Origin of the sequence: Geobacillus sp. FSL K6-3411, assembly GCF_037965715.1 — a bacterium.
GTDB lineage: Bacteria > Bacillota > Bacilli > Bacillales > Anoxybacillaceae > Geobacillus > Geobacillus thermodenitrificans.
This window is the reverse complement of sequence record NZ_CP150187.1, coordinates 2,710,687-2,735,670: the sequence shown is the minus strand read 5'-3', so window position 1 is coordinate 2,735,670 and position 24,984 is coordinate 2,710,687. Positions and strand designations below refer to the sequence as shown.

Sequence of the window (24,984 nt, the reverse complement as noted above, 5' to 3'; positions counted from 1 at the left end):
ATGAGCGAGAACAAAACGGTTCGATTCATCATTACGCGCCAAGATCGTCCGGACTCTGCACCATATGAAGAAGAGTTTGTCATCCCGTACCGTCCGAACATGAACGTCATTTCGGCGCTCATGGAAATTCGCCGCAATCCGGTTAACGCCAAAGGGGAAAAAACAACACCAGTCGTTTGGGAAATGAACTGTTTGGAAGAAGTGTGCGGAGCATGTTCGATGGTGATTAACGGCAAGCCGCGCCAAGCGTGTGCGGCCTTGATCGACCAGCTTGAGCAGCCGATCCGCCTCGAGCCGATGCGCACGTTCCCAGTCATCCGTGACTTGGCGATCGACCGTAGCCGGATGTTTGACGCCTTAAAGAGAGTAAAAGCGTGGATCCCGATCGACGGGACGTATGACTTAGGTCCTGGCCCGCGCATGCCGGAGCGGAAACGGCAGTGGGCATACGAGTTGTCAAAATGCATGACGTGCGGCGTGTGCCTTGAGGCGTGTCCGAATGTCAACAGCAAGTCGAACTTTATCGGCCCGGCGCCGCTGTCGCAAGTGCGGCTGTTCAACGCCCATCCGACCGGAGCGATGCATAAAGCGGAACGGCTGCGGACTATTATGGGCGACGGCGGCTTGGCGAACTGCGGCAACTCACAAAACTGTGTGCAATCATGCCCGAAAGGCATTCCGCTGACAACATCGATCGCCGCTTTAAACCGTGATACGACGATTCAAATGTTCCGCGATTTCTTCGGCAGCGACGAAGTATAATGAGGACGATATCCATCCCCTTCATGGTCAGCCATGAAGGGGATTTCTTGTCCTAGGTGCCGGATGGATACCGCCTGTCGGGCGGATGCAGCCTGCTGATCGTTTGTCCTAGCGCATGGAAAAAGTGAAGAAAAAAGACCCATTTTTCTATTAGATAAGCAAATTTTCGTCACCGCCGCCCTTGCTCTCACATACTATATGGTGAGTAAATACCCATCCGGCAGTTCGGGCCCATTGAGAGCAAGGAGGGTTACAACCGTTGAAGGATAAATCGTTTCAATCGAAGCCGCTGTTGACAAAGAGAGAGAAAGAAGTTTTTGAATTGCTCGTCCAAGATAAGACGACGAAAGAAATCGCTAAAGAGCTGTTTATCAGCGAGAAAACCGTTCGCAACCATATTTCGAATGCGATGCAAAAGCTTGGAGTCAAGGGGCGCTCACAGGCTGTCATCGAATTGCTTCGAATGGGCGAACTTGAACTATAAAACGATGCCGATGTTCCCTTTTCGAATGGCTGTTTGTTATCTCCTTTTGTGGCCGGACGAGGCTTTGTTGCCCGTCCAGCCTTCGTCTGTAGTGGAAGCCGCATTTTTGTATTGATTATGTCCCGGGGTGTTGTAAAATGAAAAATAGAATATCGTATTGGCACAAGCCGGTGATTCATGGCTAGGCCGCGAAAATGATCAAGGGGAGATTGTATGCCGTCTGCGATGAACGAAAAAACGGTTGCCGAATTAGAAAAATTGCTTCGCTATATCGCCGCTAACTTAAAGCAGCGCGGCCGTGAAATTTTAACCAATTATCCGATTACCCCCCCGCAGTTTGTCGCTTTGCAATGGTTACTTGAAGAAGGGGACTTGACGGTCGGCGAATTATCGAACAAAATGTATTTGGCGTGCAGCACGACGACCGATTTGATTGACCGTATGGAACGGAACGGCCTTGTCAGCAGAGTCCGGGATGAACACGACCGCCGTGTCGTCCGCATCCATCTGTTGGAAAAAGGCGAGCGCATCATCGAGGAAGTCATTGAAAAACGCCAACGTGATTTGGCAAGAGTATTGGAGAACTTTTCGGACGAGGAAATCGTCTTTTTGGAACGCTGTTTACGCAAGTTACATCAAGAAATGAACAAAGAATGAGGCGATCACTTGGAAAGAGCAATTGGTGTTATTGATTCAGGAGTTGGCGGCTTAACAGTTGCCAAGGAAATTATTCGTCAGTTACCGAAAGAGCGAATCATTTACCTCGGCGACACCGCCCGTTGCCCATACGGGCCACGTCCGATCGAAGAAATCCGCCAGTTTACGTGGCAAATGATTCATTATTTGCAACAATACCCGCTGAAAATGCTCGTTATCGCTTGCAACACGGCGACAGCTGTCGTGCTTGACGAGGTGCGTGCGAAGCTTGACATCCCTGTTCTTGGTGTCGTTCATCCTGGCGCCCGCGCTGCCCTAAAGGCGACGAAAAACGGGCACATCGGCGTGATCGGCACTGTCGGGACAGTCAGAAGCAAAGCGTATGAAAAAGCACTTCAATCGATCAACCCGCACGTTCATGTCGAAAGTTTGGCCTGTCCGAAGTTCGTTCCGCTTGTCGAAAGCGGCGATTTTGAAGGGGAGAAGGCGTTGGCGATTGTCGCCGAATCGCTTGCTCCGCTGCGTCCGCGACCCATTGATGTGCTCATTTTAGGCTGTACGCATTACCCGTTGCTTGCCCCGCTCATTCGTGAGTATATGGGCAAAAAGGTGAAACTGATTTGCTCCGGGGATGAAACAGCCCGTGAAGTGAGCGCGATTTTGCATCATAGCCACCTTCTTTACACTGGCGGATGTGAACCGGAACATTTGTTTTTCACAACCGGATCAAAAGAATTGTTTGAAAAGATTTCACGAAAATGGTTTGGCAAATCGATCGGCACAGTCGAGGCGATTCGCTTGTGACCAAAAAAATCCTTTAGCGTGTGGACGCTAAAGGATTTTTTTATTCTATTTTGGCAACCAGCTCGTATACATAGTAGTACAAACTACGAGTAGGAGGGAACGTCAATGGGCAAACGGACGGCTCATAGATGGACAGCACCAGTGCTTGCTTCTCTTTTGCTGCTTGGCGGTTGCGGTTTGTTTGGCAATGATGAAGCGGTGAAGGAGATCGATCCGCCGCAAGAAACGAACTACGTTAAAGACGGCCAGGCGCTTCAAGAGGCAACGGGAGACAAGAAAGAAGAGAAAGAGAAAGCAAAGGCTACTGAGACGGTGAAGAGGGAATTATACTTAATTGACAAAAATGGCTTTGTCGTGCCACAAACAGTAGAGTTGCCGAAAACGCAGGCGGTTGCGAAACAAGTGCTCGAATATTTGATTGAGGACGGCCCTGTGTCCGAAATTTTGCCAACAGGCTTCCGCGCCGTCATTCCAGCGGGAACGACTGTGCTTGGAACAAAATTAGAAAAAGATGGGACGCTAATCGCCGATTTTTCGCCGGAATTTAAGCAATACAAACCAGAAGATGAAAAGCGGATTTTGCAAGCCATTACGTGGACATTGACCCAATTTGACAATATTAAGCGTGTCAAAATTCGGATTAACGGCTATGACCAAGAGGTGATGCCGGTCAATAAAACACCGATCCAAGATGGAGTCAGCCGTGCGGACGGCATCAATATCGAGGCGAGTGGTGTACCGGACATTACGAATACACACCCGGTTACGGTTTATTTCGTCGCACAGCAGGGAGATCATACGTATTACGTACCGGTGACAAGACGCGTCCCCAATAAAGAGAAGGACAATATCGCTGCAGCGGTCAATGAGCTCATTCAAGGGCCGGACCACGGCAGCGGGCTTGTTGGCGCCTTCCAGCCGGATGCAAAACTTGTCGATGCCCCGAAATATGAAGACGGCAAAGTGACACTTAACTTTAACGAAGGCATTTATGGCAGTAACAAGAAAAATGTCATTTCTGATGTCGTGTTAAATTCGCTTGTGCTATCGCTCACCGAGCAAAACGGAGTTGACAGCGTGGCAATCACCGTCAACGGCAAAGCCGATCTCGTCACCGAGGATGGGAAACCACTCACAAAGCCGGTTACTCGGCCGCAAAACGTCAATACTGGAGCATTTTAACCAGTTGACGTTGGGCAAGCTGGAAACGAAGAGACTGTTTGTGGTATAACAAAGGGGTGGAAACGTATTCCGCCCCTTTATTTTTTATCAAAGCGGTGGAAGCTTCTGCTAGGGAGTGCGATAAAAGCAGGAACGATGTTTGGGACCACTTGGGATTCGCTTGAAGGAGCAGGCTGACACTTGGCTGTCAAGCGGAAGCCATCCAAGGAGGAAAAAGGAGGACTGTCGATGAGAACGGACGGACGAAATAACCGCGAGCTGCGCCCTGTACATATACAACCGCATTATATCAAGCATGCTGAAGGTTCGGTGCTGATTGAAATCGGCGACACGAGAGTGATTTGCACGGCGACGGTTGAAGACAAAGTACCGCCGTTTATGCGCGGTGGCGGGAAAGGATGGATTACGGCCGAATATGGGATGTTGCCAAGAGCGACAGAACAACGGAATGCGAGGGAAGCAAGCAAAGGGAAAGTGTCGGGACGCACGATGGAAATTCAGCGTCTGATCGGCCGGGCGCTCCGTTCGGTCGTTGAGTTGGAACAGCTCGGCGAGCGGACCGTCTGGATTGACTGTGACGTCATTCAGGCGGACGGTGGAACACGAACGGCGTCGATCACTGGTGCGTATGTGGCGCTCGTGTTGGCGCTCTCCAAACTGGTTGCAGAAGGGAAGCTTGAGTCGCTCCCGGTTCGCGATTTTCTCGCTGCCACGTCAGTCGGCATCGATCCTGAACACGGGGTTATTCTCGATTTAAATTACAGCGAGGACGCACGGGCGAAAGTCGACATGAACGTCGTCATGACCGGAGCCGGCCGGTTTGTCGAAATTCAAGGCACCGGGGAAGAAGCGTCTTTTTCGCGCGCTGAGCTGGAGGAATTACTCGAGACGGCCCAACTAGGTATTGAACAGCTCATCACCATTCAGCGCCGTGTATTGGGGGAGCAGGCAGCCCTCATCGGAGAGAAAGTAGAACAGGAGGGGAAATCAGAGTGAAGGAAATTGTCATTGCCACGAAAAACGCAGGCAAGGTGCGCGAGTTTGCCGCCATGTTTGCCAAGCGAGGCATCGAAGTGAAATCGCTGCTCGATTTTCCGGATGTCCCCGATGTCGAAGAAACAGGAAGCACCTTTGTCGAAAATGCTAAATTAAAAGCTGAAGCGGTATGCCAACGTTTGCAGCGGCCAGTCATCGCTGATGATTCCGGACTTGCCGTCGATGCGCTCGGGGGCCGACCGGGTGTTCATTCAGCCCGCTACGCCGGTGAAGACAAAAATGATGCACGCAACATCGCCAAACTGCTTCATGAGCTTGACGGAGTGCCGATGGAGAAACGGACCGCCCGCTTTCATTGTGCGTTGGCTGTCGCCATTCCCGGGCAGTCGACTGCCATCGTCGAGGGAACGTGTGACGGCTATATCGCCGAAGCGCCGCGCGGGGAGGGTGGTTTTGGATACGACCCTGTCTTTTATCTTCCGGAGCGTGGGAAAACGATGGCTGAGCTCACGCCAGAAGAGAAAAATGCCATCAGCCATCGAGCGAAGGCGCTGGAGAAGTTAAATGAGCAATGGGACGAGATCATGGGCGAAAAGGGGCGGACGGAATGAACGTCGTCATTGTCAGTGACAGCCACGGGCTGACTGCCGAACTCGCTCAAATTGTGTCGCGTCATCGCCATGAAGCGGATTTGTTCATTCATTGCGGTGATTCCGAGCTGCCGGCGGAAGCGGATGAGCTTGCTCCGTTTGTAGTCGTGCGCGGCAATTGTGATTGGAAAGCCGCGTTTCCCGATGAGCGGATCGAGGAGGCGGATGGCGTCCGCTTCTTTGTCACCCACGGCCATTTATACGGCGTGAAAACGTCGCTTTTACGTTTATACTACCGGGCGAAAGAAACAGAAGCCAACGTCGTTTGCTTCGGCCACTCCCACCTTGCTGGTGCTGAGCAAATCAATGGGGTGTTGTTCATCAATCCCGGCAGCATCGCCTTGCCGCGGGGAAGAAAAGAAAAAACATATGCGGTGCTGACGATTGACAAAGACCAGGCCTTTGTTCAATTTTATGATGTCACGGGTCATCCAATCCCCGGCTTGGCACAAACGTTTTCCTTCTAGGCGGACAAATGTCCGCTTTTTTTATGCATTCGTGCCCCTTCCTCCTCTCCAACTCCCCCGATTTGTTGCGAGAAGAAAAAATTTTTTTAAAATCAGCAAACCCTTGATTCTATCACATTGTAAGCGTATACAATTATTTTGACCAATCAAAATTTTCAAAAAACATTATTGACGCCAAGAAGGTTTAGGATTATTATAATTTTCAAATAAGAGGAACGACTTAAATTCATCATCAAGCCGTTCAAAGCAACCATTGACTGATCAAGGAAGAGGGGAACCGAAATGGGAGAACAATGGATTTTTTTAAACGGAGAATTTGTAACAAAAGAAAACGCAAAAATATCAGTTTATGATCATGGATTTTTGTATGGGGACGGCGTGTTTGAAGGTATTCGCGTCTATAGCGGCAACGTATTCCGCCTAGAAGAACATATAGATCGTCTGTATAACTCAGCTAAGTCCATTATGCTGAACATTCCATACACGAAAGATGAAATGATCAACCACGTGCTCGAAACCGTCCGTCGCAATGGATATCAAGATGCGTACATCCGCCTTGTCGTTTCGCGCGGGGTTGGCGATTTGGGGCTTGACCCGTATAAATGCAAATCACCGCAAGTCGTGATTATCGTTGAGCCGCTGGCGCTCTTCCCGAAACATTTATATGAAACGGGTATCGAAGTCGTGACAGTGGCAACACGTCGCAACCGCTCTGACGTGTTGAGCCCAAAAGTCAAGTCGCTCAACTATTTGAACAATGTTCTTGTGAAGATCGAGGCGCATTTGGCCAATGTTAGTGAAGCTCTTATTTTAAACGATCAAGGGTATGTAGCGGAAGGTTCCGGGGACAACATCTTCATCGTCAAAAACGGCGTCGTTTACACCCCGCCGGGATATGTCGGAGCGCTTGAAGGCATTACGCGCCAAGCGATTATCGAAATTGCTGAGGAGCTTGGCTATACGGTCAAAGAAGAGCCATTTACCCGCCATGATGTATATGTCGCTGATGAGGTGTTTTTAACCGGGACGGCGGCTGAAGTCATTTCCGTCATTAAAGTGGACGGCCGGACGATCGGCGATGGAACACCTGGTTCGCATACGAAGCGGCTTCTTGAAGAATTCCGGCGCCGCGTGATCGCGGAAGGAGTCAAAGTATATCCGACCAAAGCCAATGTCGGTTGAGAGACAATGACAACTGCATAGGGAAAAAGCGTTGATGAGGACAAGTAATCAGCGGGGCCAACATCCACAGAGAGCCGGGGGAGCTGGGAACCGGTGATGTTGCCGCTTGATGAACTCACCTCTGAGCGCCAGCCTGAACGCCAAACGGCTAGTAGGGTTGGACGGGTGGAGACGCGCGCTTCACTCGTTACGAAAATGAGCGGCTGGCTTTGGCTAGCTGCTCCTGAGGCGGCCGTAATGGCCGTGAAGAAGGGTGGTACCGCGGAAAGGAAACCTTTTCGCCCCTTTGGCTGGGTAAGGCCGGCCATGGAGGGGGAAAAGGTTTTTTATTATGGATGACAAACAACGGGGAGGATCGACGATGGCAAAGATGAAGGTGGAGGAACAAGCGAAGACGAAGGCGAGAATGAGCGGGTCGCTGATGTTGATTGAAGCGCTCAAGGCGGAAAATGTCGAAGTCATTTTCGGCTATCCGGGCGGTGCGGTGTTGCCGCTTTACGACGAGCTGTACAAAGCCGGTGTGTTTCACGTGTTGACGCGCCATGAGCAAGGCGCCATCCATGCGGCGGAAGGGTACGCGCGCATTTCCGGAAAACCTGGGGTTGTCATCGCCACTTCTGGCCCGGGAGCGACAAACATCGTCACAGGGCTGACGGATGCGATGATGGATTCGCTGCCGCTCGTTGTCTTTACCGGGCAAGTGGCGACGAACGTCATCGGTTCGGATGCGTTTCAGGAAGCAGACGTTGTCGGGATTACGATGCCGATCACAAAACATAACTACCAAGTGCGTGACATCAGCGAACTTCCGAAAATCATCAAAGAAGCGTTTCATATTGCGACGACCGGGCGGCCAGGGCCGGTGTTGATTGACATTCCAAAAGATGTGACGATCGCCGAAGGGGAATTTGACTACAACCAAGATGTCCATCTGCCAGGTTATCAACCGACGACGCAGCCAAACCATTGGCAAATCCGCCGGCTCGTCGAGGCGGTCAGCCAGTCGAAGCGGCCGGTCATTTTAGCCGGTGCCGGCGTCTTGCACGCCAACGCAGCCGATGAATTGCAGCAATATGCAGAACAACAAAACATTCCGGTCGCCCATACGCTCCTTGGCCTCGGTGGTTTCCCAGCTGATCATCCGCTTTTCCTTGGCATGGCCGGCATGCACGGCACGTATGCGGCGAATATGGCGCTGTATGAGTGCGACTTGCTTATTAACATCGGCGCCCGCTTCGATGACCGGGTCACCGGCAATTTAAAATATTTTGCACCAAAGGCGACGGTCGCTCATATTGACATCGATCCAGCGGAAATCGGCAAAAACGTACCAACGAAAATCCCGATCGTCAGCGATGCGAAGGCGGCCTTGCAAGAGCTGATTGAACAGCAAGGCAAACCGGCTGACAACGCGGCATGGCTCGCGCAGCTTAATGAATGGAAGCGGCGCTTCCCGCTTCATTACGAGCCGGAAGCCGGGGCGATCAAACCGCAAAAGCTCATTGAGATGATTTATGAGGTAACGGGCGGCGAAGCGATCGTCACGACCGATGTCGGCCAACATCAAATGTGGGCGGCGCAATATTACAAGTTTAATCGGCCGAACCGCTGGGTCACATCCGGGGGACTCGGCACAATGGGCTTCGGGCTTCCAGCGGCCATCGGTGCCCAGCTTGCTGACCGGAGTGCCACGGTCGTTTCGATCGTCGGCGACGGTGGCTTCCAAATGACATGCCAAGAGCTGTCGGTCATTCAAGAGCTGCAGCTGCCGATCAAAGTCGTCATCGTCAACAACCAGGCGCTCGGCATGGTGCGGCAATGGCAGGAACTGTTTTATGACAAACGGTACTCCCATTCACTCATTCCGAACCAGCCGGATTTCGTGAAATTAGCCGAAGCTTACGGCATGCCGGGGCTACGGGCGAAGACGGAAGCGGAAGCCGCCGAAGTATTAAAACAAGCATTTGCCATCGACGGTCCGGTGCTGCTTGACTTCCATGTCTGCGCCGACGAAAACGTCTATCCGATGGTCGCGCCCGGAAAAGGGCTTCATGAAATGGTGGGGGTGAAAGCATGCGAAGAATTATCACAATGACCGTCAACAACCGTCCAGGCGTATTAAATCGCATCACCGGGCTGTTTACGAAGCGGCATTACAACATTGAAAGCATCACCGTCGGCCATACGGAAATCGATGGGGTATCGCGGATGACGTTCGTCGTCAATGTTGATGATGAACGGATCGCTGAGCAAATTATTAAGCAGCTAAACAAGCAAATCGATGTGCTAAAAGTAAGTGACATTACTGACCAAGCCATCGTCGCACGAGAGCTGGCACTCGTAAAAGTAGCGGCCGCCCCGGCGACCCGCCAAGAAATTTATACGCTCATCGAACCGTTCCGTGCCTCGATCGTGGATGTGAGCAAAGACAGCCTCGTCATTCAAGTGACCGGCGAGCCGGAAAAAGTCGAGGCGTTAATCGAACTGCTCCGTCCGTACGGCATCAAAGAAGTCGCACGCACCGGAACGACTGCGTTTACCCGCGGGGCGCAAAAAGCGGGATCCAATCAGAAAACAGCATTCATCATTTAACAATTATTACACTAATAAAAGGAGAGGGTAATCATGGCAAAAGTTTACTATAACGGAGATGCAAACGAACAATACTTGCAAGGAAAAACAGTTGCTATCATCGGCTATGGTTCGCAAGGCCATGCCCATGCGCAAAATTTGCGTGACAGCGGTGTTCACGTCATTATCGGATTGCGGAAAGGCAGATCATGGGAACAAGCGGAACAAGACGGCTTTGATGTATATTCGGTGCGTGAAGCGTCGAAAAAAGCTGATATCGTGATGGTGCTGCTGCCAGATGAAAAGCAGCCTGCTGTTTACAAGGAAGAAATTGAACCAGAACTGAAACCGGGCAACGCGCTTGTCTTCGCCCATGGCTTTAATATTCATTTCAGCCAAATCGTCCCGCCGGAGCACGTTGACGTCTTTTTAGTCGCACCAAAAGGCCCAGGCCACCTCGTGCGTCGCACATACGTCGAAGGGGCGGGCGTACCAGCACTCATCGCCGTCTACCAAGATGTGACCGGCCATGCCAAGGAAACGGCGCTCGCCTATGCCAAAGCGATCGGTGCCGCTCGGGCTGGAGTGCTTGAGACAACGTTCAAAGAAGAAACAGAAACTGACTTATTCGGCGAACAGGCGGTACTTTGCGGCGGATTGACGGCACTCATTAAAGCCGGATTTGAAACGCTTGTTGAAGCTGGATATCAGCCGGAAGTCGCGTATTTCGAATGTTTGCATGAGATGAAGCTCATCGTCGATCTCCTTTATGAGGGCGGACTGTCGTGGATGCGCTACTCGATTTCTGATACGGCACAATGGGGTGACTTTACATCCGGACCGCGTGTCATTAACGAAGCAGTAAAAGCAGAAATGAAAAACATCTTGCATGACATTCAAACCGGCAAATTTGCAAAAGGCTGGATTTTAGAAAATCAGGCGAATCGTCCAGAATTCAACGCCATCAACCAGCGCGAAAATGAGCATTTGATCGAGGTCGTCGGACGCGAATTGCGGAGCATGATGCCGTTTGTGAAGGCAAAACAAAAAGAGGTGGTGGTGCCAGGTGCGAAAAATTAAGTTTTTTGATACGACCTTGCGCGACGGGGAACAATCGGCTGGTGTCAACTTGAACTTGCAAGAAAAATTGGAGATCGCCCGCCAGCTCGAGCGTCTGCAAGTCGACATTATCGAGGCGGGCTTCCCCGCCTCGTCCAAAGGCGATTTTGAAGCAGTCAAACAAATCGCTGAGACGGTGAGAACATGTTCGGTCACCGGGCTGTCGCGCTCGGTCCGAAGTGATATTGACGCAGCGTGGGAGGCATTAAAAGGCGGCGCTGAACCGCGGTTGCATCTGTTCATCGCCACTTCGCCGATCCATATGGTGCACAAGTTGCGGATGACTCCGGAGCAAGTGATTGAAGCGGCGGTGGAAGCGGTGAAATATGCCAAACGCTTCTTCCCGATCGTTCAATGGTCGGCAGAAGATGCATGTCGGAGCGAGCTTCCGTTTTTAGCCAAAATCGTGACCGAAGTGATCAAGGCCGGCGCTTCAGTGATCAATATCCCGGATACGGTCGGCTATATTACACCAAAAGAGTATGGGGAGATCTTCCTCTATTTACGAAATAATGTTCCGAATATTGAAAACATTTCTTTGTCCGCCCATTGTCATGACGACTTAGGCATGGCGGTCATCAACTCACTGTCGGCCATCGAACATGGGGCGACGCAAGTTGAATGCACGATCAACGGCATCGGTGAGCGGGCCGGCAACGCGGCGCTTGAGGAGATTGCCGTCGCCCTTCACATTCGCAAAGACTATTACCAAGTGGAAACGCGTCTCAATTTGCAAGAAATTAAGCGCACGAGCAATCTAGTCAGCAAGCTGACCGGCATGGTCGTTCCGCCGAACAAAGCAGTTGTCGGCAAAAATGCTTTTGCTCACGAATCAGGCATCCATCAAGACGGCGTTTTAAAAGAAAAAACGACGTATGAAATCATCTCGCCAGAGCTCGTCGGTGTGTCGTCGAATTCGATGGTACTTGGCAAACATTCCGGGCGCCATGCGCTCCGCAACCGGGTCGAAGAGCTCGGCTATACGCTATCAGAGGAAGAGATCAACCAGCTGTTCGTCCGCTTTAAAGAGTTGGCAGACAAAAAGAAAGATGTTACGGACGACGATTTGATCGCTTTAATTTTCGAAGAGAAGTTCGACCATTTCAAAGACTTCTACCAATTGTCATCGATTCAAGTGCAATACGGGACAAATCAAATCCCGACAGCAGTTGTTGTACTGAAAGATGGGAAAGGAAACACCATTCAAGAAGCAGCGACTGGAGCTGGCAGCGTCGAGGCGTTGTACAACACATTGGAGCGCTGTTTCCAAACGGCGGTGACGCTGTTAGATTACCGGATTGAATCGGTCGGAGGCGGCCGTGATGCGCTAGCACAAGTGTTTGTCAAAGTGCGCGTCAACGATGTGGAAACGAGCGGCCGCGGAACGGCGCAAGATGTGTTGGAAGCTTCAGCTAAAGCGTACATTAACGCGATGAACCGCATGTTTATGATCGAAGCGATGCGTGCTGAAAACGAAAAAGTGACAACACCATAAAACGGGGGGATCGAGCATGGGAAACTATCGGATTGCCGTCTTGCCGGGAGATGGTATCGGCAAAGAAGTGACGTCTGGAGCGGTGGAAGTATTAAAAGCGGTCGGAATCCGGTTTGGCCACGAGTTTACATTCGAATACGGGTTGATTGGCGGAGCGGCGATCGATGAAGTAGGGACGCCGCTTCCAGAAGAAACGCTTCGCCTTTGCCAACAAAGCGATGCTGTCTTGCTTGGGGCGGTCGGCGGTCCGAAGTGGGACCAAAATCCTCCGCACTTGCGCCCGGAAAAAGGGTTGCTTGCTATCCGTCAACAGCTTGGGCTGTACGCGAACTTGCGGCCGGTCGTCTGCTATGACAGTTTGGATTCCGCTTCGCCGTTAAAATCCGATCTCGTGCAAGGGGTAGATTTTATCATCGTTCGTGAATTGACCGGCGGCATTTACTTCGGCCAACCGAGCGGCCGCGTTGTTGAAAATGGGGAAGAAAAAGCCGTTGACACACTCTTATATAAAAAGGAAGAGATTGAACGGATTGTGCGCATGGCGTTTACGCTGGCACGTGGGCGGAAGAAAAAAGTGACATCGGTCGATAAGGCGAACGTGCTCTCCTCAAGCCGTTTATGGCGGGAAGTGGCCGAAGAGGTGGCTAAACAATTCCCGGATGTAGAGCTTGAACATATGCTGGTCGACAATGCAGCGATGCAACTGATCCGCGCGCCTAAGCAGTTTGACGTGATCGTCACTGAAAATATGTTTGGCGACATTTTAAGCGATGAAGCATCGATGTTGTCCGGCTCGCTCGGGATGTTGCCATCAGCTAGCTTGTCGGCTTCCGGACCGAGCTTGTATGAGCCGGTGCACGGTTCGGCGCCCGATATCGCTGGCATGCGAAAGGCGAATCCGATTGCTGCTATTTTGTCGGCTGCCATGATGCTTCGCCTGTCGTTTGGGCTCACCGCCGAGGCGGAAGCGATCGAGCATGCGGTGCAGCAGGCGCTCACTGCGGGCTTGCGAACGGCTGATCTAGCGCAAAGCAACGGTCGTGTCGTATCGACAGATGAAATGATCGAGGAAATCAAAACAGCTGTACTGGACTATACAGCGATCGCGCAAATCATGACCGTTTATGCATGAGACGAGCGAGGTGAAGGCAATGAAACCAAAAACGATCATCGAGAAAATATGGGAAAACCATGTCGTTTATCGAGAAGAAGGAAAGCCGGATTTGCTGTATATCGATTTGCATTTAGTGCATGAAGTGACATCGCCGCAGGCATTTGAAGGGCTGCGCCAAAACGGGCGCAAAGTTCGGCGTCCGGATTTGACGTTTGCGACGATGGACCATAACGTGCCGACTGTCAACCGGTTTGTCATTACTGATGAAGTGGCACGCAACCAAATCGCTGCGCTTGAGCGCAACTGCCGCGAGTTTGGCATCCCGCTTGCTGACTTGCACAGCGAAGAACAAGGAATCGTTCATGTGATTGGTCCGGAACTTGGCTTGACTCAGCCAGGAAAAACGATCGTCTGCGGCGACAGTCATACATCGACGCACGGAGCGTTTGGCGCCTTGGCGTTTGGCATCGGAACAAGTGAAGTCGAGCACGTATTGGCGACACAAACGCTTTGGCAGCATAAACCGAAAACGTTGCAAATCCGCATCAACGGCCAGCTCGGCAAAGGAGTGACGGCGAAAGACGTCATTTTGGCTATCATTGGCCGCTACGGCGTCGGCGTCGGCACCGGTTATATTATCGAGTTTACCGGTGAGGCGATCCGTCGGATGTCGATGGAAGAGCGGATGACGATTTGCAACATGTCGATCGAAGCCGGGGCGCGCGCCGGCCTCATCAGTCCGGATGAAACGACATTTGCCTATTTGCGAGGACGCAAATATGCACCAAAAGGAGAGGAGTTTGACCAAGCGGTTGAACGGTGGCGTGCGCTTGCCAGCGACGAAGGGGCCGAGTATGACAAAACGATCGAAATTGACGCCTCAACCATTGCCCCGATGGTAACGTGGGGCACGAACCCATCGATGAGCACATCGGTTGATGGAACGGTGCCCGACCCGGAACAGTTTGAAAGCGAAACAGAGCGAAACGCGGTGCGCCGGGCGCTTGAGTATATGGGGCTGAAGCCGGGCATGTCGATTACCGAAATTCCGGTGCAGCATGTATTTATCGGTTCCTGTACGAACTCACGCATCAGCGATTTGCGCGAAGCGGCGAAAATCGTCAAGGGCCAAAAAGTAGCTCCTGGTGTCAGAGCGCTTGTTGTACCCGGGTCGCAGCAAGTAAAAAAACAGGCTGAAGAAGAAGGACTCGCGCAAATTTTCCTTGATGCCGGCTTTGAATGGCGCGATGCTGGCTGCAGCGCCTGTTTGGGCATGAACCCGGACATCATTCCGGAAGGCGAGCATTGTGCGTCGACGTCGAACCGCAACTTTGAAGGGCGTCAAGGAAAAGGAGCGCGCACCCATCTTGTCAGCCCGGCGATGGCTGCTGCCGCTGCCATTTACGGCCGCTTTGTCGATGTGCGTCAGCTCGAAGCTGAACCGGTCCGGTAAGGGATGCTTCTTGAATCCGCAGCATCCCACCTTAGGGCCATCCGCTTTTGGAACGGTGACTGATACATCTGATGGAAGGGGAGAGACGATGAAGCCGTTTACGATTCACCGCGGAAAAACTGCTGGCATCGACCGGGTGAACATCGATACCGACCAAATCATTCCGAAACAGTTTTTAAAACGGATCGAGCGTACCGGATTTGGCCAATTTCTGTTTTACGACTGGCGCTATTTAAGCGATGGTACGCCGAATCCGGAGTTTGAGCTCAACCGTCCGGAAAATGAAGGGGCAACGATTTTGGTCGCCGGTGACAATTTTGGCTGTGGTTCATCGCGCGAACATGCCCCGTGGGCGCTTCAGGATTATGGATTTCGTGCGATCATTGCTCCTTCATTTGCCGATATCTTTTACAATAACTGCTTAAAAAACGGACTGCTGCCCATTCGGCTTGATCAGGAAGATGTCCGCTATTTATTACAACAGAGCGAGCGTGCTGACTACGAGCTGACCGTTTCGCTTGAAGAACAGCGGGTGTTTGATGACGAAGGGTTTTCACGCCCGTTTGACATCGACCCGTACCGGAAGAAGTTGCTCTTAAAAGGCTGGGACGAAATTGATTTAACGTTTGTATACGAATCGCATATTGCTGCCTACGAGCAAAAACATTGTCCGCGGCCGTAAGCGCTTGGCGTTCGGAACGGCAATGTAAGGCGAACTGAGGGTGTCCTAAAAGAAAAGGGACACCCTTTTTCATCACTGTATACATGCGCTGAATCGTTCTTTTAGAGCTGGTGACGGAGCAAAAAAGGCGTTTCGCTCATTGAGAGAGAAAAATGATGGATGGAAGGAGTAATGGTTTTTGTCAGTTTTTTAGGCTATAGCTTCCCTCTTTTGAAGACAGTCGTCCCTTTCAGTCAGTCCCCGTTTTTGACCAAACAGTAGAGGGATGAGTGGGCTGTCATGATGTTGCTGCGGCTTGTTTCGCCAGGGAAAACTTGCTACACTTGTGGTAAATGCAAATAGGAGCAGGCAAAGATGGGGAACGGAAAAAAAGGAAAAATCATTATGTTTCCACAAACGAAAGAACGGCTGATCGAAGCGGCGTTCACAGCACTCGAGGCGAAGCAGTACAAGGAAGCACTCCGTTTTTTGCGTGCCGCCGAACAGCTTGGTGACGGCAGCTTTCCGATCCGGCTCGGGCTTGCGGTTTGCTGCTACGAGCTGGGAGATTACGATGAGGCGGAATGGCGCCTGGCCGCATTGCTTGATGAACAACCGAACAATGGCGAACTGTTGCAAATGTATGTTGCCCTGCTGTTACAGACGAACCGATATCGGGAGGCGGAAACGTTCATCCGCTCCGCTTTGCGTCGCCAGACACTGCCAGTTTCATTGCGTGAACAGCTTCGCCAGCTGCTCCGATTCAGTGAAAAAATGAACGTCCGCCCATTGCCGCCCGCGGAATGGAAGCGGGTGAAACGGTTGCTTGAATCGGAGGATATCGCCGAGCAAATGCAGCTCATTAAACAGCTGGAAAAAGAAGATATCGCTCCAGTACTGTCACTGTTGAGTCAATATTTAAGTGAACCGAAAAAAAGCCCGATAGCAAAAACGATGTTGCTTCGGCTTCTGACGGTGAAACAGATTGATGAGACAGTGACGGTTGAGAAGTTTGGCCAGCGTATCGATGTCGTCCCATCTGCATTAAACGAACAGGCGGAAACGGAATTCGCTTCAACGCTGTTGCGCCTGCTTGAGCAGCGACTTACGGTGGAGAGCCCGAGCTTGTATGAAACGGCGGCGGAAATATGGCTTCGCTATGCGTACATCTTGTATCCGTTCCCGCCAGAGCCGGCCGATGCCGACGTATGGCTTGCTGCCCTTCATTGGATGGCAAGCCGGCTTCAAGGTATGGACGCTGATATGAGTATGTTGGCTGCCCGCTACGGTGTAGCGGTGGAGGAGATGGCGAAGCTTTGCAAAAAGTTGAACGAAATAGAGAAACTTTCCTACCTCTGATGGATGGTTCTGTATTGAAACATAGCTTTTGTATGTTATAATATAATGGCTGTGCTATGTATCTGTTTTCGCATACTTGGCTACATAATATGGACATAATAAAAGGATAATGGACAAGCAGATTGCGCCATGATCCTAGCAATGATTTTAGGTGGAGGGAACAGTATGTCAGTCAAATGGGAAAAGCTTGAAGGCAACGAAGGCGTATTGACCGTTGAGGTCGACGCTGAACAAGTGAACAAAGGCTTGGACGCCGCATTCAAAAAAGTGGTGAAAAACGTCTCGCTTCCGGGCTTCCGTAAAGGGAAAGTACCGCGCGTCTTGTTTGAAAAACGCTTTGGCGTTGAAGCGCTCTATCAAGATGCGCTCGACATTTTGCTGCCGGAAGCGTATGCGAAAGCGGTCGAAGAAGCAGGCATTGAGCCGGTATCGATGCCGGAAATCGACATTGAGCAAATGGAAAAAGGCAAAAGCTTAATTTTTAAAGCGAAAGTCACTGTTAAACCGGAAGTAAAACTCGGTCAATACAAAGGACTTGAGGTTGAAAAAATCGATACGACGGTAACGGATGAAGATGTCGAAAATGAGCTGAAGCGCCTGCAAGAAAACTATGCTGAACTGGTCGTCAAAGAAGAGGGGACAGTGGAAAACGGTGATACGGCCGTCATCGACTTTGAAGGATTTGTCGACGGTGAACCGTTTGAAGGTGGCAAAGCAGAAAACTATTCGCTCGAAATCGGCTCCGGAACGTTCATTCCTGGGTTTGAAGATCAGCTTGTCGGCATGAAAGCGGGAGAAGAAAAAGAAATTCAAGTCACCTTCCCGGAAGAGTATCATGCTGAACAACTGGCGGGCAAACCGGCGACGTTCAAAGTGAAAGTACACGAAGTGAAAGCGAAACAACTGCCGGCGCTTGACGATGAATTCGCAAAAGATGTCGATGAAGAAGTCGAAACGCTTGACGAACTGAAGTCGAAAATCCGCACTCGTTTAGAAGAAGCGAAGAAGAACGAGGCAGAAGCGGCCGTTCGCAACGCAGTTGTTGAGAAAGCAGCGGCCAACGCGGAAATCGATATTCCGGCTGTCATGGTGCAAAATGAGACTGACCGGATGCTTCGCGAATTTGACCAACGTCTGCAAATGCAAGGAATGAACTTGCAGTTGTACTATCAATTCTCCGGCCAGGACGAAGCAGCGTTGCGTGAACAAATGAAAGAAGATGCTGAAAAGCGGGTGCGCGCAGCACTGACGCTTGAAGCGATCGCCAAAGCAGAAAATATCGACGTGACTGACGAAGAAGTGAATGAAGAGCTTGAAAAAATGGCCGCATCCTACAACTTGAGCGTTGACAAGTTAAAAGAGCTGATCGGCAACCTCGACGGCGTCAAAGAAGATTTAAAATGGCGAAAAACGGTCGATTTTCTTGTAGAGCACAGCACGGTTGCGGCATAATACTGAAGTAGGGAAGGAACAAGGCGCGAAACGTTCGTGCCTTGTTCTTTATCTCATCAATGGCGATTGGAGGATGAGTTTTCAAACTTTTCTAACACATTTTAGTTTTTTCATTCGCTTTTTCGGGAACACTTATGGTAAAATAGCGAATACATACGTTTTTGCAACGAAGGATGGCGACACACGATACATAACGCAGGCGTGATTCCGTTAACAAGGGGTGAATAACATGTTTAAATTTAACGATGAAAAAGGGCAGTTGAAATGTTCGTTTTGTGGCAAAACACAAGACCAAGTGCGCAAGTTGGTCGCTGGGCCGGGTGTGTACATTTGCGATGAGTGCATCGAGCTATGCACGGAGATCGTCGAAGAAGAGCTTGGCAATGAGGAAGAGTTCGAGTTTAAAGATGTGCCAAAGCCGGTGGAAATCCGTGAAATTCTAGATGAATACGTCATCGGCCAGGACGAGGCGAAAAAATCGCTTGCCGTTGCCGTTTATAATCATTATAAACGGATTAACTCCGGCAGCAAAATTGACGATGTAGAGCTGTCGAAAAGCAACATTTTGATGATCGGGCCGACTGGAAGCGGGAAAACGCTCTTGGCGCAAACATTGGCACGCATTTTAAACGTACCGTTTGCCATTGCTGATGCGACATCGCTCACGGAAGCGGGCTATGTTGGCGAGGACGTCGAAAACATTTTGCTGAAGCTTATTCAAGCGGCTGACTACGACGTCGAACGGGCAGAAAAAGGCATTATTTACATCGACGAAATCGATAAAATTGCCCGCAAGTCGGAAAACCCTTCCATTACCCGCGATGTTTCGGGTGAAGGGGTGCAGCAGGCCCTGTTGAAAATTTTGGAAGGCACGATCGCCAGCGTTCCGCCGCAGGGTGGCCGCAAACATCCGCATCAAGAGTTTATTCAAATTGATACGACGAACATTTTGTTTATTTGCGGCGGGGCGTTTGACGGAATTGAGCCGATCATCAAGCGCCGCCTCGGCAAAAAAGTGATCGGGTTTGGTGCTGAAATGAACCAAGCTGACGTTGATGAGAAAAACTTGCTGTCGAAAGTGTTGCCGGAAGACTTGCTCAAGTTTGGTCTCATTCCGGAGTTCATCGGCCGCCTGCCGGTCATTACTACGCTTGAACCGCTCGATGAACAAGCGTTGATTGATATTTTGACGAAGCCGAAAAACGCCATTGTGAAGCAATACAAAAAAATGCTCGAGCTTGACGGCGTTGAGCTTGAGTTTGAAGAAGCCGCACTCCGTGAAATCGCGAAAAAAGCAATTGAACGGAAAACGGGAGCGCGCGGTCTCCGTTCGATCATCGAAGGCATTATGCTCGATGTCATGTTTGAGCTTCCGTCGCGCGAAGATGTGCAAAAATGTATCATTACTGTCGATACCGTGTGCGGCAAAAAACCACCGAAACTCATTCGCCATGACGGCACGGTGGTCGAGCACGAACGGAAAACGTCCGCTTAATGAGGGAAACCGCCTTTTACGGCGGTTTCTTTTTTGTTGCATGCCCTAGGCGCCAGTCGGCGCTTTTTTTGTTTATTCCCGCCAATTCGCGGAGATACTATTATACTACATACTACTTGAAGGCAGGAGGATATCGGGGCATGAATTGGACGAATATCGTGCTTGTAATTCAGTTGTTTTTTGGGGTCGTCATCGGCCTTTATTTTTGGAATTTGTTAAAAGGACAGCGTGTGCAAAAAGTATCGATTGATAAAGAATCGCGCAAAGAGATGGAGCAGCTCCGCAAGCTGCGCTCTATTTCACTCACTGAGCCGCTTGCCGAAAAAGTACGCCCGAAAAGTTTTGACGATATCGTAGGTCAGGAAGACGGCATCAAGGCATTGAAAGCAGCACTGTGCGGGCCGAACCCGCAACATGTCATCATTTATGGACCACCTGGCGTCGGCAAAACAGCCGCAGCCCGGTTGGTACTTGAAGAAGCGAAGAAAAATCCGCTCTCCCCGTTTAAGAAAAATGCTGTATTTGTTGAGCTCGATGCGACGACGGCGCGCTTTGACGAGCGCGGCATCGCCGATCCGCTCATTGGCTCGGTGCATGACCCGATTTACCAAGGGGCCGGGGCGATGGGACAAGCCGGTATCCCCCAGCCGAAACAAGGGGCGGTGACGAACGCTCATGGCGGCGTTTTGTTTATTGATGAAATTGGCGAACTCCATCCCATCCAAATGAACAAGCTGCTCAAAGTGCTTGAGGATCGGAAAGTGTTTTTTGAAAGCGCCTATTACAGCAAAGAAAACCCACAAATTCCAAGCCATATCCATGACATTTTCCAAAACGGGCTGCCGGCCGATTTTCGCCTTGTCGGTGCAACGACACGAACGCCAAACGAGATTCCTCCGGCCATTCGTTCCCGTTGTTTAGAAGTGTTTTTCCGCGAATTGGATCAAGACGAAATCGCCTTGATCGCCAAAAAAGCAGCGGAAAAAATCCGCTTGAATGTTTCCGAAAGCGGCATTCGTCTCCTTGCCGCTTATGCGCGCAACGGTCGGGAAGCGGTGAACATGATGCAAATTGCGGCCGGGCTTGCCATTACGGAAAACCGGGAGAAAATTTTGGATAAAGATATTGAATGGGTCATTCACTCAAGCCAAATGGCTCCGCGCTATGAAAAGAAAATTGGATCCGCTCCGGCAGTCGGTGTTGTCAATGGGCTGGCGGTATACGGACCGAACACCGGCGCGCTTCTCGAAATTGAAGTGACTGCCTTGCCAGCGAAAGGAAAAGGATCAATCAATGTGACCGGCATTGTCGAGGAAGAAAGCATTGGTAGTCCGGAAAAATCGGTGCGCCGCAAAAGTATGGCGCGCGGCTCGGCGGAAAACGTGATTACCGTGCTTCGTGCGATGGGGGTACCGGCGGACCGTTACGATATTCACGTCAATTTTCCAGGCGGTGTGCCAGTCGACGGTCCTTCAGCCGGGGTGGCGATCGCGGTTGGGATTTATTCGGCCATTTATCAGCTGCCGGTCGATCATACCGTCGCAATGACTGGAGAAATTAGCATCCACGGCTACGTCAAACCGGTCGGTGGCGTGTTTGCTAAAATTAAAGCGGCCAAGCAAGCCGGAGCGAAAAAAGTCATTATTCCGATTGAAAACATGCAATCGCTGTTGCGGGAAGTGAGCGGTATTCAAATTATCGCTGTCCGCCGCCTTGAAGAAGCGCTCATCCACGTGTTCGGTGAAGAAACACTCCGTCGAGGCACTGCATTTTTGCCGGCTGCTGCCGCCGATCGTTCAGGGAAAAAGCTCGTGTAACAAAGGGGGAGCGATGGCAAAGAGGAGCGCAGCCGCCCGTTTTTGCCGCTGTGGAATATACCGTTTCGTGTACGGCTCGCTGCATTGTGCGGCCGACTATGAGACAGATCAACGGTTTTACCAGTTGTCAGTGTACGGCTTCGGCGCAAGCGGATGATCGCCGGAGTCGATTTTTCTTTGTCTGCAAATAAGATGCTGTTCTCTTTGGTATTCATCAAATTTTACAAATCTGGCTGTCGTACTATACAATAAACGAATAGAAGCGAGATATGGAGGTGTTCGGCGTGAACGGAAAGAAAAAGGAGACGATCGTTCCGCTTTTGCCGCTGCGGGGGTTGCTTGTGTTTCCGACGATGGTACTCCATTTGGACGTCGGGCGCGAGAAATCGGTGAAAGCACTCGAACAGGCGATGGTCGAGGACCATATCATTTTGCTGACATCGCAAAAAGATGTCGCCATCGACGAACCGGACATGGACGACTTATATAAAATGGGGACGATTGCGCGCGTTAAGCAGTTGTTGAAATTGCCGAACGGCACGTTCCGTGTGCTTGTCGAAGGCATTGCCCGGGCGCTCATCACCGAAGTCGTCAGCGAGGAGCCGTATTTTTCCGTCAAGGTGGAAAAATTCGCTGATCGGGCATCGAAAGACTTGGAAGATGAGGCGCTCAAGCGGACGATGCTCGAATATTTTGAGCAATACATAAATTTATCCAAGCGGCTGTCGGCGGACATTTATGCCTCGATTGTCGACATTGATGAGCCGGGGCGGATGGCCGATATTATCGCTTCGCATTTGCCGCTTAAGCTCGAAGAAAAACAGCGTATTTTAGAAACGATCGATGTGAAAGAACGGCTGAATAAAATTATTCAAATTTTGCACAACGAGAAAGAAGTGCTCCAGCTCGAGAAAAAAATTAGCGCTCGCGTCAAACAGTCAATGGAGCGGACGCAAAAAGAGTATTATTTGCGCGAGCAAATGAAAGCCATTCAAAAAGAGCTCGGTGAAAAGGAAGGAAAAACGGGTGAAGTCGAGGCGCTCAAAGAGAAAATCGAGGCAGCCGGCATGCCAGAACATGTGAAAGAGACGGCCCTCAAGGAGCTCGACCGCTATGAAAAAATTCCGGCAACATCAGCGGAAAGTGCGGTCATCCGCAACTACTTAGACTGGCTCATTGCTTTGCCATGGTCAAAAGAAACGAAAGACATCCACGATATTAAACGCGCGGAAACGATTTTAAACGAGGAGCATTACGGGCTTGATAAGGTGAAAGAGCGGGTGCTTGAATTTTTGTCCGTGCAGCAGTTGACCCAATCGTTAAAAGGACCGATTCTTTGCCTTGCCGGACCGCCGGGGGTCGGAAAAACATCGCTTGCCCGCTCGATTGCCAAAGCACTCGGCCGTCGTTTCGTTCGCATGTCGCTTGGCGGCGTGCGCGACGAATCGGAAATTCGCGGCCATCGTCGCACGTACGTTGGAGCGATGCCGGGTCGCATCATTCAAGGCATGAAAAAAGCAGGCACGATCAATCCGGTCTTTTTGCTTGATGAGATCGACAAAATGTCAAGCGATTTCCGTGGCGACCCATCCGCGGCTATGCTTGAGGTGCTCGATCCGGAACAAAACCATACGTTCAGCGATCATTATATCGAAGAGCCGTACGATTTATCGAAAGTAATGTTTATCGCTACCGCTAACAATTTGGCGACGATTCCGCAGCCGTTGTTGGACCGGATGGAAATCATTCACATTCCAGGCTATACAGAGGTCGAAAAGCTGCATATCGCCAAACGGCATTTGCTGCCGAAGCAGCTGGCGGAGCATGGACTGAAAAAGGCAGCGCTCCAGGTTCGGGATGATGCGATGTTGGATATCATCCGTCATTATACGCGCGAAGCCGGCGTTCGGGAGCTTGAACGGCAACTTGCCGCCATTTGCCGGAAAGCGGCTCGCCTCATCGTCTCTGGGGAGAAAAAGCGGGTTGTGGTTACACAAAATAATATCGAAGAATTTTTAGGGAAACGAAAATACCGCTATGGTCAGGCGGAGGCAGAAGATCAAATTGGGGTAGCCACCGGTCTTGCGTATACCGCGTTTGGCGGTGATACGCTCGCCATCGAAGTGTCGCTTGCGAAAGGCAACGGCAAACTTGTCTTGACCGGAAAACTCGGAGATGTAATGAAAGAGTCGGCACAAGCAGCGTTCAGCTATGTGCGTTCACGCGCCGAGGAGCTCGGCATTGACCCGAAATTTCATGAAACGTACGATATCCATATTCACGTTCCAGAAGGAGCGGTGCCAAAAGACGGACCGTCTGCTGGTATTACGATCGCGACTGCGCTCATTTCCGCTTTAACAGGTAAGCCGGTCAGCCGGTTTGTCGGTATGACCGGGGAAATTACGCTGCGTGGCCGTGTGCTCCCGATCGGCGGCTTAAAAGAGAAAACGCTAAGCGCCCACCGCGCCGGACTGAAAACGGTCATTTTACCGAAAGATAATGAAAAAGATTTGGCCGACATTCCGGATACAGTAAAGCGCGACTTGCGCTTTGTGCTCGTCTCCCATCTCGATGAGGTGCTGCCACATGCGTTGGTGGGGTGGGAACGATGAACATCACAAAAGCAGAGCTCGTCATCAGTGCTGTCAAACCCGAGCAATATCCGGATAGTGGGCGGCCGGAAGTGGCGCTTGCTGGTCGCTCAAACGTCGGCAAATCGTCATTTATCAACAAAATGATCAATCGGAAGAACTTGGCGCGCACCTCATCAAAGCCAGGGAAAACGCAGACGTTGAACTTTTATTTGATTAACGATTCGTTTTACTTTGTAGACGTGCCTGGCTATGGTTTTGCCCGCGTGTCGAAGCAGGAGCGGCAAAAATGGGGAAAAATGATGGAGACGTATTTCACGACGCGCGAGACGCTCAAAGCGGCGCTGTTGCTTGTCGATTTGCGCCACCCGCCAACCAAAGACGATGTCATGATGTATGAGTTTTTCAAACATTACGAGATTCCTGTGATCGTCATTGCGACGAAAGCGGATAAAGTCCCGCGTGGCAAGCAGCAAAAGCATGCGAAAATCGCACGCGAAACGTTGCGTCTGGCAGCCGGTGACTCCCTCATTTTGTTTTCCTCCGAGACCGGGCAAGGAAAAGAGGAAGCGTGGGCGGCGCTCTTGCCGTTTTTGACCGAGTGATAAAAAAGTGTTCTCATATTTGGTGATGAAAAAGGTGTCTCGATCCTTCGAGACACCTTTTGTTCACC

The 24,984-nt window shown here is 50.9% G+C and carries 23 protein-coding genes and 1 other annotated feature; all 23 genes read left to right on the top strand.

The window, feature by feature from the left end; genetic code table 11:
• Window positions 1–762: a succinate dehydrogenase iron-sulfur subunit gene (gene sdhB, locus NSQ22_RS13930; RefSeq protein ID WP_008881130.1), complete on the top strand. Its 762-nt coding sequence runs from the start codon at window positions 1–3 to the stop codon at window positions 760–762.
• Between the two features lie 259 nt (window positions 763–1,021).
• The gene (locus NSQ22_RS13925) at window positions 1,022–1,246 is read left to right on the top strand and encodes a response regulator transcription factor (protein WP_008881129.1); all 225 of its coding nucleotides are present in this window, start codon (window positions 1,022–1,024) and stop codon (window positions 1,244–1,246) included.
• Between the two features lie 213 nt (window positions 1,247–1,459).
• Window positions 1,460–1,903 (top strand): MarR family transcriptional regulator, encoded by a 444-nt coding sequence (locus NSQ22_RS13920; RefSeq protein WP_008881128.1) that lies wholly within the window; start codon window positions 1,460–1,462, stop codon window positions 1,901–1,903.
• 9 nt (window positions 1,904–1,912) lie between these two features.
• Complete coding sequence (gene racE, locus NSQ22_RS13915) at window positions 1,913–2,707, top strand: glutamate racemase (protein WP_081156922.1); 795 nt, start codon at window positions 1,913–1,915, stop codon at window positions 2,705–2,707.
• Window positions 2,708–2,812: 105 nt separating this feature from the next.
• Entirely contained in the window at window positions 2,813–3,889 is a 1,077-nt protein-coding gene (locus NSQ22_RS13910; RefSeq protein ID WP_011887928.1) for a GerMN domain-containing protein, read from the top strand.
• Window positions 3,890–4,117: 228 nt separating this feature from the next.
• Window positions 4,118–4,885 carry a ribonuclease PH gene (gene rph / locus NSQ22_RS13905; protein WP_029760637.1) on the top strand — a complete coding sequence of 256 codons (768 nt, stop codon included), beginning with the start codon at window positions 4,118–4,120 and terminating at the stop codon, window positions 4,883–4,885.
• Window positions 4,882–5,496: an XTP/dITP diphosphatase gene (locus NSQ22_RS13900; protein WP_060476089.1), complete on the top strand. Its 615-nt coding sequence runs from the start codon at window positions 4,882–4,884 to the stop codon at window positions 5,494–5,496. The genes rph and NSQ22_RS13900 overlap by 4 nt, the downstream gene beginning before the upstream one ends.
• Complete coding sequence (locus NSQ22_RS13895) at window positions 5,493–6,002, top strand: metallophosphoesterase (RefSeq protein ID WP_081156924.1); 510 nt, start codon at window positions 5,493–5,495, stop codon at window positions 6,000–6,002. Before NSQ22_RS13900 ends, NSQ22_RS13895 begins: the two co-directional genes overlap by 4 nt.
• 282 nt (window positions 6,003–6,284) lie before the next feature.
• Window positions 6,285–7,184, top strand: a complete 900-nt coding sequence (gene ilvE, locus NSQ22_RS13890) for a branched-chain-amino-acid transaminase (RefSeq protein ID WP_081156926.1) — start codon at window positions 6,285–6,287, stop codon at window positions 7,182–7,184.
• A 22-nt stretch (window positions 7,185–7,206) separates the two neighbouring features.
• Window positions 7,207–7,473, top strand: a binding site (T-box leader).
• A 72-nt stretch (window positions 7,474–7,545) separates the two neighbouring features.
• Window positions 7,546–9,279 carry an acetolactate synthase large subunit gene (gene ilvB, locus NSQ22_RS13885; protein ID WP_029760640.1) on the top strand — a complete coding sequence of 578 codons (1,734 nt, stop codon included), beginning with the start codon at window positions 7,546–7,548 and terminating at the stop codon, window positions 9,277–9,279.
• Window positions 9,258–9,776: an acetolactate synthase small subunit gene (gene ilvN / locus NSQ22_RS13880; RefSeq protein WP_008881119.1), complete on the top strand. Its 519-nt coding sequence runs from the start codon at window positions 9,258–9,260 to the stop codon at window positions 9,774–9,776. The genes ilvB and ilvN overlap by 22 nt, the downstream gene beginning before the upstream one ends.
• A 33-nt stretch (window positions 9,777–9,809) precedes the next feature.
• Window positions 9,810–10,835, top strand: a complete 1,026-nt coding sequence (gene ilvC, locus NSQ22_RS13875) for a ketol-acid reductoisomerase (RefSeq protein ID WP_011887925.1) — start codon at window positions 9,810–9,812, stop codon at window positions 10,833–10,835.
• The gene (locus tag NSQ22_RS13870; RefSeq protein WP_008881117.1) at window positions 10,822–12,369 is read left to right on the top strand and encodes a 2-isopropylmalate synthase; all 1,548 of its coding nucleotides are present in this window, start codon (window positions 10,822–10,824) and stop codon (window positions 12,367–12,369) included. The genes ilvC and NSQ22_RS13870 overlap by 14 nt, the downstream gene beginning before the upstream one ends.
• Before the next feature lie 16 nt (window positions 12,370–12,385).
• Entirely contained in the window at window positions 12,386–13,501 is a 1,116-nt protein-coding gene (gene leuB, locus NSQ22_RS13865; RefSeq protein WP_008881116.1) for a 3-isopropylmalate dehydrogenase, read from the top strand.
• Window positions 13,502–13,520: 19 nt separating this feature from the next.
• Window positions 13,521–14,936: a 3-isopropylmalate dehydratase large subunit gene (gene leuC / locus NSQ22_RS13860; RefSeq protein ID WP_008881115.1), complete on the top strand. Its 1,416-nt coding sequence runs from the start codon at window positions 13,521–13,523 to the stop codon at window positions 14,934–14,936.
• Between the two features lie 88 nt (window positions 14,937–15,024).
• Window positions 15,025–15,618: a 3-isopropylmalate dehydratase small subunit gene (gene leuD, locus NSQ22_RS13855; RefSeq protein ID WP_008881114.1), complete on the top strand. Its 594-nt coding sequence runs from the start codon at window positions 15,025–15,027 to the stop codon at window positions 15,616–15,618.
• A 354-nt stretch (window positions 15,619–15,972) separates the two neighbouring features.
• Complete coding sequence (locus tag NSQ22_RS13850) at window positions 15,973–16,956, top strand: tetratricopeptide repeat protein (protein ID WP_081156939.1); 984 nt, start codon at window positions 15,973–15,975, stop codon at window positions 16,954–16,956.
• Window positions 16,957–17,121: 165 nt separating this feature from the next.
• Window positions 17,122–18,408, top strand: a complete 1,287-nt coding sequence (gene tig / locus NSQ22_RS13845; protein ID WP_008881112.1) for a trigger factor — start codon at window positions 17,122–17,124, stop codon at window positions 18,406–18,408.
• A 229-nt stretch (window positions 18,409–18,637) separates the two neighbouring features.
• Window positions 18,638–19,903, top strand: a complete 1,266-nt coding sequence (clpX, locus tag NSQ22_RS13840) for an ATP-dependent protease ATP-binding subunit ClpX (protein ID WP_011887922.1) — start codon at window positions 18,638–18,640, stop codon at window positions 19,901–19,903.
• Window positions 19,904–20,043: 140 nt separating this feature from the next.
• On the top strand, window positions 20,044–21,720 hold the full coding sequence (gene lonB, locus NSQ22_RS13835) for an ATP-dependent protease LonB (protein ID WP_008881109.1): 1,677 nt from the start codon (window positions 20,044–20,046) through the stop codon (window positions 21,718–21,720).
• Between the two features lie 13 nt (window positions 21,721–21,733).
• Window positions 21,734–21,877 carry a hypothetical protein gene (locus NSQ22_RS13830; protein WP_158083257.1) on the top strand — a complete coding sequence of 48 codons (144 nt, stop codon included), beginning with the start codon at window positions 21,734–21,736 and terminating at the stop codon, window positions 21,875–21,877.
• Window positions 21,878–21,989: 112 nt separating this feature from the next.
• Entirely contained in the window at window positions 21,990–24,332 is a 2,343-nt protein-coding gene (gene lon / locus NSQ22_RS13825) for an endopeptidase La (protein ID WP_011887921.1), read from the top strand.
• Entirely contained in the window at window positions 24,329–24,916 is a 588-nt protein-coding gene (gene yihA / locus NSQ22_RS13820) for a ribosome biogenesis GTP-binding protein YihA/YsxC (RefSeq protein ID WP_008881107.1), read from the top strand. Before lon ends, yihA begins: the two co-directional genes overlap by 4 nt.
• Window positions 24,917–24,984 lie beyond the last annotated feature (68 nt).